8 protein-coding genes are annotated in these 13,342 nt (G+C 68.2%); 1 reads left to right on the top strand and 7 read right to left on the bottom strand.

Features of this window, described 5'->3' with window-relative positions; translation table 11 throughout:
- Window positions 1–26: 26 nt before the first annotated feature.
- The 5 genes from sucD to G3M62_RS01730 all read right to left on the bottom strand — a co-directional run bounded on the left by sucD (window position 27) and on the right by G3M62_RS01730 (window position 7,186).
- Entirely contained in the window at window positions 27–911 is an 885-nt protein-coding gene (gene sucD, locus G3M62_RS01750) for a succinate--CoA ligase subunit alpha (protein ID WP_165184231.1), read from the bottom strand.
- Window positions 912–916: 5 nt separating this feature from the next.
- Entirely contained in the window at window positions 917–2,116 is a 1,200-nt protein-coding gene (gene sucC / locus G3M62_RS01745) for an ADP-forming succinate--CoA ligase subunit beta (RefSeq protein WP_165184229.1), read from the bottom strand.
- Between the two features lie 240 nt (window positions 2,117–2,356).
- On the bottom strand, window positions 2,357–5,662 hold the full coding sequence (locus G3M62_RS01740; RefSeq protein WP_246263429.1) for a glycosyltransferase: 3,306 nt from the start codon (window positions 5,660–5,662) through the stop codon (window positions 2,357–2,359).
- Window positions 5,663–5,824: 162 nt separating this feature from the next.
- Window positions 5,825–6,562, bottom strand: a complete 738-nt coding sequence (locus G3M62_RS01735; RefSeq protein WP_165184226.1) for a TetR/AcrR family transcriptional regulator — start codon at window positions 6,560–6,562, stop codon at window positions 5,825–5,827.
- Window positions 6,563–6,628: 66 nt separating this feature from the next.
- Window positions 6,629–7,186 carry a DUF2306 domain-containing protein gene (locus G3M62_RS01730; protein ID WP_165184224.1) on the bottom strand — a complete coding sequence of 186 codons (558 nt, stop codon included), beginning with the start codon at window positions 7,184–7,186 and terminating at the stop codon, window positions 6,629–6,631.
- Window positions 7,187–7,274: 88 nt separating this feature from the next.
- Here G3M62_RS01730 and G3M62_RS01725 point away from each other — a divergent pair, with 88 nt between their 5' ends.
- Window positions 7,275–8,066 carry a LytTR family DNA-binding domain-containing protein gene (locus G3M62_RS01725; protein ID WP_246263427.1) on the top strand — a complete coding sequence of 264 codons (792 nt, stop codon included), beginning with the start codon at window positions 7,275–7,277 and terminating at the stop codon, window positions 8,064–8,066.
- An 86-nt stretch (window positions 8,067–8,152) separates the two neighbouring features.
- Here G3M62_RS01725 and G3M62_RS01720 read toward each other — a convergent pair whose 3' ends face one another.
- Both G3M62_RS01720 and polA read right to left on the bottom strand, forming a co-directional pair.
- Window positions 8,153–10,084, bottom strand: a complete 1,932-nt coding sequence (locus G3M62_RS01720; RefSeq protein ID WP_165184220.1) for a methyl-accepting chemotaxis protein — start codon at window positions 10,082–10,084, stop codon at window positions 8,153–8,155.
- A 285-nt stretch (window positions 10,085–10,369) separates the two neighbouring features.
- Complete coding sequence (gene polA / locus G3M62_RS01715; RefSeq protein WP_165184213.1) at window positions 10,370–13,291, bottom strand: DNA polymerase I; 2,922 nt, start codon at window positions 13,289–13,291, stop codon at window positions 10,370–10,372.
- Window positions 13,292–13,342 lie beyond the last annotated feature (51 nt).

The raw sequence follows: 13,342 nt of genomic DNA, 5'->3' as shown, positions 1-13,342 counted from the left end.
GCGCGGGGCGGGGTTTCGGTGTCGTCTTAGCCCTTGAGCACCTCGAGGAGGGTCTCGCCGAGCTTGGCCGGGGACGGCGAGACGCGGATGCCCGCGGCTTCCATCGCGGCGATCTTGTCTTCCGCGCCGCCCTTGCCGCCCGAGATGATCGCGCCGGCGTGGCCCATGTGACGGCCGGGAGGCGCCGTGCGACCGGCGATGAAGCCGACCATGGGCTTCTTGCGGCCGCGCTTGGCTTCGTCCTTCAGGAACTGGGCCGCTTCTTCTTCGGCCGAGCCGCCGATTTCGCCGATCATGACGATCGACTTGGTGGCTTCGTCGGCCAGGAACAGCTCGAGGATGTCGATGAACTCGGTGCCCTTGACCGGGTCGCCGCCGATGCCGACGGCCGTGGTCTGGCCCAGGCCAGCGTTGGTCGTCTGGAACACGGCTTCATAGGTCAGGGTGCCCGAGCGCGAGACGACGCCGACCGAGCCGTTCGAGAAGATCGAACCCGGCATGATGCCGATCTTGCACTGGTTCGGGGTCAGGACGCCGGGGCAGTTCGGGCCGATCAGGCGCGACTTGCTGCCTTGCAGGGCCTTCTTCACCTTGACCATGTCCAGCACCGGGATGCCTTCGGTGATGCAGATGATCAGCGGGATTTCCGCGTCGATGGCTTCCAGGATCGAGTCGGCCGCGAAGGGCGGCGGGACGTAGATCGCGGTGGCGTCGGCGCCGGTGGCTTCCTTGGCTTCGCCGACCGTGTCGAACACCGGCAGGCCGATGTGGGTCTGGCCGCCCTTGCCGGGGGTCACGCCGCCGACCAGCTTGGTGCCGTAGGCGATCGCCTGTTCCGAGTGGAACGTGCCCTGGGCGCCGGTGAAGCCCTGGGTGATGACCTTGGTTTCAGATCCGATGAGGATGGACATGAGAGTTACGCAGCCCCTTTGACAGCGGCGACGATCTTCTCGGCCCCGTCCGACAGGTCGTTGGCGGCGATGACGTTCAGGCCGCTTTCCGAAATGATTTTCTTGCCCAGCTCGACGTTGGTGCCTTCCAGGCGCACGACCAGCGGAACCTTCAGGCCCACTTCCTTCACGGCGGCGATGACGCCTTCCGCGATGATGTCGCAGCGCATGATGCCGCCGAAGATGTTGACCAGGATGCCTTTGACGGCCGGGTCGGCGGTGATGATCTTGAAGGCCGCGGTGACCTTCTCCTTGTTGGCGCCGCCGCCGACATCCAGGAAGTTGGCCGGCTCGGCGCCGTACAGCTTGATGATGTCCATGGTGGCCATGGCCAGGCCCGCGCCGTTGACCATGCAGCCGATTTCGCCGTCCAGGGCGATGTAGGCCAGGTCGTGCTTGGAGGCTTCGATTTCCTTGGGGTCTTCTTCGCTCTCGTCGCGCAGCGCCTTGATGTCGGCGTGGCGGTACAGGCTGTTGCCGTCGAACGACAGCTTGGCGTCCAGGACCCGCAGGTGTTCGTCGGCGGTGACGATCAGCGGGTTGATCTCCAGCATGGCCATGTCCTTGGCCAGGAACGCCGTATAGAGCTGCGTCAGCAGGGTCGCGGCTTCCTTGGCCAAACCGCCGGTCAGGCCCAGGGCCTTGGCCAGCGCGCGCTGGTGGGTCGGCCACACGCCGGTGGCGGGGTCGATCGAGAAGCTATGGATCTTTTCGGGGGTGGCGTGGGCCACGTCCTCGATGTCCATGCCGCCTTCGGTCGAGGCGACCACCGAAACCATCGAGGTCTCGCGGTCGACCAGCAGCGACAGGTAGAATTCCTTGGCGATCGCCGCGCCTTCTTCGATGTAGAGGCGGTTGACCTGCTTGCCCTTGGGGCCGGTCTGGTGGGTCACCAGCACGCGGCCGAGCATTTCCTCGGCCGAAGCCTTCACGTCGGCGACCGACTTGACGACGCGGACGCCGCCTTTGGCGTCGGGGCCCAGGCCCTCGAACTTGCCCTTGCCACGGCCACCGGCGTGGATCTGGGACTTCACGACGAACACCGGACCACCCAGCTTTTCAGCGGCGGCGACGGCCTCCTCGGGGGTGAAGGCGGGATAGCCGCGTGGAACAGGGGCGCCGAACTCTGCGAGGACGGCTTTGGCTTGGTGTTCGTGGATGTTCATGAGGGACCGGTCTCGACGACGGCTTCTGAAATTGTGGCCGGGTTATAGGAGTGTGATTTCGCAGGCGCAACCGCGCTTGGACCGATTGTTCGGCTCATTTGAAAAAGTGGGTGGATGTCGCTCAACCCCGGAACAGCTTGGACTTTTTCGGCGAACATCGGCGCACGGAAGGTCAAACTCCCCGCGGGGGCGATGCGAATAAGTTACCGCTACCAGTCACCAAACGGAATGACAGCCTTGTCATTCCCCCATCTTGACCGTCGCGGTGGCCCGCCGCTCCAGTTTGCCCCAGCCGACTCGCCCGCCGCGCGCGGCCGTCAGCACCGACTTGACCACCACGTAGTACATCAGCTGGCGGTAGCCGAAGCGCTGAACCGGCAGGTACGGCAGGTCGGCCCAGGGCGCGCGCTTCTCCAAAGCCATGCCCAACGCGCCGGCCGACAGGTCGACTAGGATGAACACCGCCCAGTAGAGCAGGCTGCGGAAGGTGTCGTCCGGCGACCATTCCACCGGGTGGGCCACGGCGCCGTAGACGCCGGAGATCAGGCTCCAGACCACCGCCAGGTCGACCAGCGGCGCGGCGACGGCCAAGAGGATCTGGAACAGCCAGATCTGCGGCAGGGCCACGAAGCCCAGGGCTGGGGTCTTGGGATTGAACAGCGCCCCACGGTGCTTCCACACGCACTGCAGGGTGCCGAACGACCAGCGGAAGCGCTGCTTGAGCAGACCGCCGACCGTGTCGGGCGCCTCGGTGAAGGCCTGGGCGGCGGGATCGAAGGCCACCTTCCAGCCCGCGCGCTGGCAGGCGATGGTCAGGTCCTGGTCCTCGGCCAGGGTGTCGGACGGATAGCCGCCCAGGTCGTCCAGCACGCTCTTGCGCCAGGCGCCGACGGCGCCCGGCACCACGGTCACCGCCCCCAGGGTCGCCAGGGCGCGGCGCTCCAGGTTCTGGGCGGTGACATATTCCAGGGCCTGCCAGCGGGTGACGATATTGACCCGGTTGCCGACGATGGCGTTGCCGGCCACGGCGCCGATGGTGGGGTCCTGGAACCAGCGGACGAGGCGTCCAATGGTCTTGGGCGGAAACAGCGTGTCGGCGTCCAGGGCCACGACGTACTCGCCCTTGGCCACGGCCAGGCCGCGATTGACCGCCCGCGCCTTGCCGCCGTTCTCGAAGCTCAGCAGCGTCACGCGCGGATTGTCGCCATGGGCGCGGCGCACTTCCTCGGCGGTGTTGTCCTTGGAGCCGTCGTCCAGCACCAGAACCTCGAGGTTCTTCCACTCCGATTCCAGGATCCGCGCCACCGAGGCGGCGATCACCTTCTCCTCGTTGAAGCAGGGGATCAGCACGCTGACCAGCGGCCCGGTCTCGGGATCGAGGCTCTCGGGGCTTTCGTGCGTCCAGCGATGGACCAGGGCCAGGCAGGCCAGGAACACCAGCCGCGCCATGCCCAGGGCGATGGCGGTGATGAACAGCGCGGCGAGCCCGATCTTCACCATGCGGAACATGCCAAAGCCGATCCGGTCCAGCGCCAGCGCCAGCGGGTCGCGGTCGCTGACCGGCATGGTCTGGGCCGGGGTCATGCCAGCCAGCTCGCCGACCGTGACCAGCCGATAGCCCCGCGCCCGGATCTGGTCGATCAGCTCCGGCAGGGCCTTGACGGTGTTGGCGCGGTTGCCGCCGGCGTCGTGCAGCAGCACCACCTGGCCCGGCCGGTCGCCGGGATGGTCCAGGCGCTCCAGGGCGCGGTCGATGATCGCCTGGGGCGGCGGCTTCTGCCAGTCGTCGGTGTCGATCCGCAGGCCAACGATCAGGTAGCCCAGCTCCTGGGCGATCACCAACGGCGCCACCTCGTGCGGGGTCGAGGGCTCGGCGTCGCCGAAGAACGGCGGACGGAACAGGCGCATCGAGCGGCCGGTGATCACCTCGAACAGGCGCTGGGTGGCGTTCAGCTCGACATCGGTCTGGGCGATCGGCGTCTCGCCGATATTGGGATGGGTCCAGGTGTGGCTGCCCACGTCATGACCCTCGGCGACCTCGCGCTTCACCAGGTCGGGCCGGGTCTGCATGTTCTCGCCGATCACGAAGAAGGTGGCGGGCGCGTTCTTGGCCTTGAGGATGTCGAGGATCTTCGGCGTCCAGCGCGCGTCGGGACCGTCGTCAAAGGTCAGGGCCACCAGGCCCGGCTTCTGGCCGTAGCGCTGGATCACATAGGAGCTGGGCAGGACGTCGTAGGTCTGGTCCGAGATCAGGCCGGTGTCGGAGTCGAACTCCAGGGTCCGCTTGCCGGGGGTGGGCAGGCCCTCGACGCGCAGCACCTCGCCGCCGCCGTCGAAGTCGACGCTCTGGCCGCCAGGGATGCGGGTCAGGCCGGCGGCCGAGGCCTGGCCGTAGGGCTTGCCCAGCACGCTCCATACGCCCGGATCCTCCATGCCCATCCGCCACAGGCCATAGCCGCGCGGCTTCCAGGCGTCGGTGACCTTCACCTCGTTGAACAGGGTGATGGCGTCCAGGAACCAGACCTCGTGGTCGTCGCCGTTGTCGTCCTGATAGTTGTAGGTCGGGTTCAGGGCGTCATCGTCCATGTCGATGGTCGCGCCGGCGTCCTGGGCGTTGCGGATCGCCTCGTGAAAGGTGGCCGGCGCGCCCGAGGCGGGCTTGCCGTTCTTCTTCAGGGTCCAGTCATAGCCGTAGGCGCCCAGGGCCAGGATCGTGCGGGCCGGGTCCAGACTCTTGAAGCGCTTGGCCAGCTCGCTCTCGTACCAGTCCTGGCCGGCGTTGGGCCCGGGATCGCCCTGGGCGTAGTGCTGGTCGTAGGCCATCAGCAGCAAGGTGTCGGACGCGTCCTGCAGTTTCTTGAGCGGCCAGCCTTCCTCGTCGAACGGCGCGGTGACCCAGACCTCGCGGCCCTGCGGCTTCAAGGCCGCCCGCGCCTCGTCCAGCAGCTTGGGATAGTTCACCAGCCCCTTGGGCGACAGGCTCTCCAGGTCGAAGACATAGCCGCCATAGCCGCGCTTGACGGCCAGGTCGGCCAGGCTGGCGATCAGCTTGGCGCGCGCGGCCGGGTCGGCCAGCAGGGCGTCGGCCATCGGCCCGTTGAAGGCGGCGTTGGCCGAGTTGTGCACCAGCGGCAGCACGGCCGGATGGTTGGGCGCGGCGGCGATGCGGGCCACGCCCTGCGGATCGTCGTCGACCACGATGTCGCCGCCCGGCCCCTTCAGCGCCACCCATTGCGGCGAGACCACGTCCAACTTGTCGATGTTGCGGCGCAGGGACTCGCGGGAGTCCTCGTCCCAGCTGACATAGAAGCCGACGCTGATCGGCCGCACCTGGGACGCGCCCCCCTGGGCGGCGGTCGGGTGCGGCACCTTGCGCCAGGCCAGTTCGGGCTTGAGCCGGTGCGCCGATTCCTTGTGCAGCGACGACAGCACATGCGGGTCTTGCAAGGCCACCGACGGCAGGCGCGGGGCGAAGGCCAGGGTCGCCAGGAAGGCCGCGACGATCGCGGCCAGGGCCGAAAGCGTAATCCCCAGGATCAGCCGCATTTGTCGATCACGGCGCCCGGTGGGGTCGTGAAAGATATGCCTGTCGTCGCCCATATTCGCAGTCCCGCGTTCGCTAGCCGGCACTTGTAACCTGAACATGTCGGAACGGTGGCGTTTTTGGTGGTGCGCCCATTCGCCCCAGTCCCGATCCGGATATCGCGATCAGCCCTTCGGCGCGCGGGCGATCACCGCCTCGAAGCCGGCGGCGCAGTAGGCGAACAGTCGGGCCCGCACCGCGGGGAGATCGCTGGAATGGCACAGCCCCTCCGACAGCGAGTCGATGCGGCCGGTCTCCGAAAGGGCCAGCATCATCGAGCCGGTCAGGAACTGGTAGCTCCAGTACAGATCGCGATACGCCGCGTCCGGACGGACCACCTTCAGGGTCTCGACCAGGCGATGGACGACGGGATCGAAGAACCGCGCCATGGTCTCGCCGCCCCAGGCCGGGGTGTTGTTCACCTGGGCTACCAGGGCGAAATAGCTCTTCCACCCCTGGCCGCCATCCTGGGAGATGCGCAACAGGGGCTCGATGAAGGCCTCGATCACCCCCTCGACCGTCATGGTCCCCGGGTGGGTCTTCTCGTAGGCGTCCATCGACAGGCCGCGGGCGGTGTTGAGGATCTCGGCGCGGCGCAGGAACACCGCGTCGAACAGCTCGCGCTTGGCGCCGAAATAGTAGTGGATCAGGGCGGTGTCGACGCCGGCCTCGGCGGCGACCTGGCGGATGGTGACGCCGTGGAAGCCGTGGCGCGCGAACAGTCCCTCGGCGGCGTCGAGGATGCTCTCCTTCAGGTCCCGTCCCGTGGCCTTGGCGGGCCGCCCCCGCCCCGCCGGCTTGGCGCCCGAGGCGGACTTGGGAGCGGCGGGCTGGGCGCGGGGCGCTCGAACTTGCGACGTCATGGTGGAGGGTCCGCGTTGCTGGACCGTTCGTAGGCCTGGCGGCGCGGACCTGGCAAGCGCACGCGCTCAGCCGAACGCGATCTGCCACATCAGCCGGCCGGGCAGGAAGGCGGCGGCCCCGGCGATCAGAAGGCCGCCGACGAACAGCCCCGTCATCGTCCGGCCGTGCAGCCGGATGTTGTGCTTGCGGGCGGCGAACACCCCCATGGGCAGGGCGATCAGGGTCCAGCCGGCGAACAGGTGCAGGAAGCTGAAGTGCCCGGCGCTGGCGCGGTGGATGAACAGCGACGAGATCGCCGCCGTGGCCATGGCCACCACCCAGATCCAGCCCAGGGTGCGGTGGACCGTGTTTCCTTTCACGCCGGCCAGTAGCGCCACGCCGATCCCCAGGGCGATCGTGACGGCGGCGACGTGCAACTGGATCTGGATCGGCGCGGCCGCCAGCAGGCCGAAGTTCGGCGCGTGCGGGCGGCCGTGGGCGTGCAGGAAGCTCTTCAACGTGGCGAGCGGCCCGTAGCCGCGCGCCATGCCGACGCCGATCGTCAGGACCAGGGTGACCCCCGCGCCGATCAGCAGGTTGCGCAGGATACGGGCTCGGCCGAAGGTCGGGCTCTGTTCGGACATCTTGTTTCTCCCGAAGCGATCGCGGCGTGATAAGGGCGATCAAGGTCGGGTCCGGCTTAGGATCGGCGGCGTCAGGGGTCATCCGAAGGTGCGTGAGACAGCGTCGACAGTGCGTGAACGGCGGCCCGCCGCCATTGGCGAAGCGTCAACGGCCACGTTCCTGAAGACCTACCTGCGCCCGCTGCTGGTGGGCGTGCTGGCCGGCGCCTTCCTGGCCGCGATCGGCGCCCTGGGCACCGGCGACATGCCGTTCGTCCCGCGCGTCCTCTACTGGATGGCGTTGTCAGCCCTGGGCGCGGTGCTGGGCAACACAATCGCCAAGGGCGTCACCTGGCTGTGGCCGGACCTGGACTCGACCTGGCCGCGCGGCCTGATCATCGTGGCCCTGCTGACGCCGACGTTCGCGGCGCTGGTCTGGTTCGCGGCGGGCCGTCCGACCCCGACGCCGCGCGTGGTCGGCGCGTATCTGGGCGTCACCCTGATCATGACCGCCGGCATGACCACCCTGATGATGCTGGCCACGCGGCGGACGGTTACGACCCACGCCGCCCCGCCCGAGGCCCCGCCGCCTCGCTTCCTGGAGCGCCTGCCGCCAAAGCTGCGCGGCGGCGAGATCTACGCCGTCGAGGCCGAGGACCACTATCTGCGCCTGCATACTTCCAAGGGCCAGGACCTGATCCTGCTGCGCCTGTCGGACGCGGTGGCCGAGCTGGAAGGCGTCGAAGGCGCCCAGACCCATCGCTCCTGGTGGGTGGCCAAGGCGGCGATCCAGGACGCTCGGCGCGGCGACGGCCGCGCTGTCCTGACCCTGAAAAGCGGCGTCGAAGCCCCCGTCAGCCGGGCCTATGCGCGGACCCTGCGCGAGGCGGGCTGGTACTAGCCAAGCCGCCAAAGAAAAAGGCTCCCCGGGGGCAATCCAGGGAGCCTTCGGTATCCGATCGCTCCCCCTTCTTAGGGGGACGGCAATCAGAACTCTTCCCAGTCCTCGACCTTGGTGGCCAGGGCGGTGTTGCCGCGCGAGACCGGCGCGGCGGCGCGACCGGGGCGGACGGCGGTGCTGGGACGGGCCGGGGCGCTGGCGCGCGGGGCCGGGGCGGCCATGCCTTCGGCGCCGACCTTGAAGCGGCTGACCAGGGCCGACAGCTCGTTGGCCTCGCCCTTCAGCGAGTGGGTGGCGGCCGTGGCCTGCTCGACCATGGCGGCGTTCTGCTGAACCACCTGGTCCATCTGGTTCACGGCGGTGTTGACCTCGTGCAGGCCGGTCGACTGCTCGGTGGCCGAGGCGGAGATCTCGTTGACCAGGGCGTCGATCGACGCGACCTGATCGACGATGCGCTGCAGGGCCTGGCCGGTCTGGCCCACCAGGTCCACCCCGGTCTCGACCTGGGCCGTCGAGGTCGAGATCAGGGTCTTGATTTCCTTGGCCGCGTCGGCCGAGCGCTGGGCCAGGGCCCGCACTTCCTGGGCGACCACCGCGAAACCGCGACCGGCCTCGCCGGCTCGGGCCGCCTCGACGCCGGCGTTCAGGGCCAGCAGGTTGGTCTGGAAGGCGATCTCATCGATCACGCCGATGATCTGGCTGACCTGGTTGGACGAGGTCTCGATCTCGGTCATGGCGCTGACGGCCTGGGCGACGATCTTGCCGGACTTCTCGGCGTCGCCGCGCGCGGTGGCGACAACGGTCGAGGCTTCCTTGGCGCCGGCGGCGGTCTTGCGGACCGTGGCGGTGATCTCGTCCAGGGCGGCGGCGGTTTCCTCCAGCGAGGCGGCCTGCTGCTCGGTGCGGCGCGACAGGTCATCCGAGGCCGAGGCGATCTCGTCGCTGCCGCTGCTGACCCCGCCGGTGGCGACGGCGATGGCCTTCATCGCGTCCTGCATGCGGTCGGCGGCGGCGTTGAAGTTGGCCTTCAGGCTTTCGGCCTTGGGCTGGAAGGGAATGGTGATGCGGTGGGTCAGGTCGCCCCCGGCCAGGCGGTCCAGCGCCTCGTTGAGGGCGCCGATGGCGACGGCGTCGGTGCGCTCGACCTCGGCCTTCTCGTCGGCCACGGCGGCGCGCTCGGCGTCGGCGGCCTGGCGCTGGGTGGCGGCGGCGCCTTCGATGCGGATCTTCTCGATCGCGGCTTCCTTGAAGGTGGCCACGGCGGCGGCCATCTCGCCGATCTCGTCCTTGCGGCCCGTGGCGGGGATGACGACGCCGTTGTCGCCCGAGGCCAGGCGGCGCATGGCCGCCGTCATGGCCGCGACCGGACCGGCGATGCCGCCCGTCAGCAGCAGGCCGCCACCGACGGCGATGGCGATCGTGACGCCGATGCCGATGATCAGGGCCAGGGTGGTCTCCATAGACGCCTGCTTCTGAGCGGCGGCTTCGGTGGCCAGAACGGCCTCGGCGTCCTTGGTGATGGCTTCGATGGCGTCCTCGACCGGCGTCACGGCCTTGTCGGCGACGCCGTCGTGCTTGACCAGTTCGACGGCCTGCTCGTGGGTGGCCGGATCGCGGCCCAGGGCCTCGCCGGGCTCGATGGCCAGCTTGCGATAGTCGGCATAGGCGGCGTCGACGGCGGCGATGCGGTTCAGGTCGCCCTCGTCGCCGTTGGCCAGCTTGCGCAGATCGTCCAGAGCGGCCAGGAACTTGGGCTTGTGAGCCTCTTCCAGGCGCTTGACGTAATATTCGTCGCCCGAGAGCAGGAAGCCTCGCAGTGAGTTCTCTTGCCGGGTCAGGCGGAAGGCGGCGGTGTCGGCGGCGCGCAAGGACTCATAGGCCCGCTCGGTCCGCGCGACCGATCCTTCATAGTCCATCTGGTTGATGAAGAGCGTCACGCCCATGACCACGATGGTCGTGAGCATCACGGCGAACACAGCCAGCAGCTTGTGCGGAATTTTCAGGTCGCCAAAGCGCATGGTCGCTCTCCATCAGGGTCGCGACGCAAAACTTCATAGACCACGGGTATTTAGGATGCAGCCGGAAGAGTGCGTCGTATGAGCCACCTCTGACCGAACCAGGGTTTCCACGACATTAACTGTACTGTGGCGCAACGTCGCACTTGAGGAAACTATACTTGGTTAGCTCCAACCTTCCGTTACGGAAGGTTGATCCAAGATTGTATAAGCTCTGGGCTTGAGCGCTCCATCGCTGGAGCGCTCCACCTCAGGCGGCATACGCCTTCGTGCAAAAATAATTCGCCTTTAGTGGGCCTCATCCCAGTTGGCGGCGGCTCTCGCCTCGACCGTCAGCGGCACCGAGATGGCCACGGCCGGCTCGGCGGCGTTCTGCATGATCTCGCGGGCGACGGCGATCGTGGCCTCGGCCTCGGCTTCGGGCGCCTCGAAGACCAGTTCGTCGTGCACCTGCAGCAGCATGCGCGAGGACAGGCCGGCCGCCTTCAGCGCGCCCGGCATGCGGATCATCGCCCGGCGCATGACGTCGGCGGCCGCGCCCTGGATCGGGGCGTTGATCGCCGCCCGCTCGGCGAACTGCCGGTGGGCCACCGACTTGCCGCCGATGTCGGGGATGTTGATCTTCCGCCCGAAGATGGTGGTGACGTAGCCGTGCTCGCGCACGAAGGCTTTCGTCGCCTCCATATAGGCCTGGATGCCGGGGAAGCGCTCGAAATAGGTCTTGATATAGGCTCCGGCCTCGCCCTGCGGGATCGACAGCTGGTTGGCCAGGCCGAACGCGCTGATGCCGTAGACGATGCCGAAATTGATGGCCTTGGCCCGGCGACGCACTTCCGACGGCATGCCCTCGATCGGCACGTTGAACATTTCCGACGCGGTCATGGCGTGGATGTCCAGGCCCTCCTGGAAGGCCTTCTTGAGTTGCGGGATGTCGCCGATGTGGGCCAGCAGGCGCAGTTCGATCTGGCTGTAGTCGGCGCTGATCAGCACCTTGCCCGGCGCGGCCACGAAGGCCTTGCGGATCTTGCGGCCTTCCTCGGTGCGGATCGGGATGTTCTGCAGGTTCGGGTCCGACGACGACAGACGGCCCGTCGTGGTCGAGGCCAGGGCGTAGGAAGTGTGCACCCGGTTGCCGCCGCCCGGCGCGATGGCCGCGATCAGGTTCTCGGTATAGGTGCCCTTCAGCTTGGACAGCTGGCGCCAGTCCAGCAGCACGCGCGGCAGCTCGTGCTCATTGGCCAGGGTCTCCAGCACGTCGCTGTCGGTCGACCATTGGCCGGTGGCGGTCTTCTTGCCGCCCTTCATCTGCATCTCGCCGAACAAGACGTCGCCGATCTGCTTGGGGCTGCCCAGGTTGAACGGACGGCCGACGATCTCCTGGGCCTTGGCCTCGAACTCGGCCATGCGCATTGAGAACTCGTTGGAGAGCCGGCGCAGGGTGTCGGGATCGACGCGGATGCCGTCGTTCTCCATCGCCGCCAGCACAGTGGGCAGCGGGCGTTCCAGGGTCTCGTACACCGTCAGCAGGCCTTCGGCGGCCAGGCGCGGCTTGAGCACGTTGTAGAGCCGCAGGGTGACGTCGGCGTCCTCGGCGGCGTAGGCCGTGGCTTCGGCTAGGCCCACGTGCTTGAAGCTGATCTGGCCCTTGCCGCTGCCCGCCACCTGCTTGAACGGAATGGGCTTGTGGCCCAGGTGCAGCTCCGACAGCTCGTCCATGCCGTGGCCGTGCAGGCCCGCTTCCAGCACGTAGCTGATCAGCATGGTGTCCTCGATCGGACCCACGGCGATGCCGTGGCGGGCCAGGACGGCGATGTCGTACTTGGCGTTCTGCGCGATCTTCAGCACCGCCGGATCTTCCAGCAGCGGCTTCAGGGCGGCGATCGCCTGGTCCAGCGGGATCTGCACCAGGTCGGCGGCGGCCTCCAGGGCCAGGCCGTCCTTCTCGCAGTGGCCCACGGGGATGTAGCAGGCCTCGCCCGGCGCGATGGCCAGCGACACCCCGCACAGGCCGGCGGTGGCCGACGACAGGGCGTCGGTCTCGGTGTCGAAGGCGACGATCCCCTTGGCCGCGGCCTTGGCGACCCAGGCGTTCAGGGTCTCGATATCCTGGATGCGGACATAGGCGGCATGGTCGATGGTCGCCGGCTCGGCCACGGGATTGGCGGCGGCCCGGGCGGCCGCGCCCATGTAGGACACGCCCAGAACCGGCGCGGTCGGCGCGCTGACGGGGCGATCCAGGGTGCGGGGCGAGGCCGCCGCATTGCCGTCGCCGACCCGGCGGGCCAGGCTACGAAACTCCATCAGCTCCAGGAAGTCGGCCAGCACCTGCTTGTCGGGCTCGCGCACCACCAGGTCGTCGACCGGCTCGGGCAACGGCGTGTCGCAGTCCAGCTTCACCAGCTGGCGTGACAGGCGGATCTGGTCGGCGAATTCGATCAGGGTCTCGCGGCGCTTGGGCTGCTTGATCTCGCCCGCGCGCTCCAGCAGCGTGTCCAGATCGCCGTATTCGTTGATCAGCTGGGCGGCGGTCTTGATGCCGATGCCCGGCGCGCCCGGCACGTTGTCGACGCTGTCGCCGCACAGCGACTGCACGTCGACCACCCGCTCGGGATAGACGCCGAACTTCTCGAACACCTGCTCGCGGTCGATGCGCACGCCCTTCATCGGGTCGAACATCGAAACGCCCTCGCCGACCAGCTGCATCAGGTCCTTGTCGGACGAGACGATCACCGCCTCGCCGCCCATGTCGCGGACCTTACAGGCATAGGCGGCGATCAGGTCGTCGGCCTCGTAGCCGGGTAGCTCGATGGCCGGCACGCCGAAGGCGCGGGTGGCCTCGCGCACCAGCGGGAATTGCGGGATCAGGTCTTCCGGCGGCGGCGGGCGATGGGCCTTGTACTTGTCGTAGAGCTGGTTGCGGAACGTCTTTTCCGAGTGATCCCAGATCACCGCCAGGTGCGTGGGCGCATCGCCCTGCATGTCGCGCATCAGCTTCCACAACATGTTGCAGAAGCCCTGGACCGCGCCGACCGGCAGGCCGTCGCTCTTGCGGGTCAGCGGCGGCAGCGCGTGATAGGCGCGGAACAGATAGGCCGAGCCGTCGACCAGGAACAGCCGCACGGCGGGGCCGTCCTGGGTCAGCGGACGGTCTGCCTCCGCCTCGGTCGGCAGAGGGGGTGTGGCGGAATCGGGCGCGAGCGTGTCGGTCATGGCCGGAAGATAGGCGGTCGAGGCCCGCGCGGGAACACCTCAAGACGCGTC

The sequence above is a fragment of the Caulobacter soli genome (assembly GCF_011045195.1).
GTDB classification, from domain to species: domain Bacteria; phylum Pseudomonadota; class Alphaproteobacteria; order Caulobacterales; family Caulobacteraceae; genus Caulobacter; species Caulobacter soli.
This window is presented reverse-complemented; position numbering and strand designations above follow the sequence as displayed.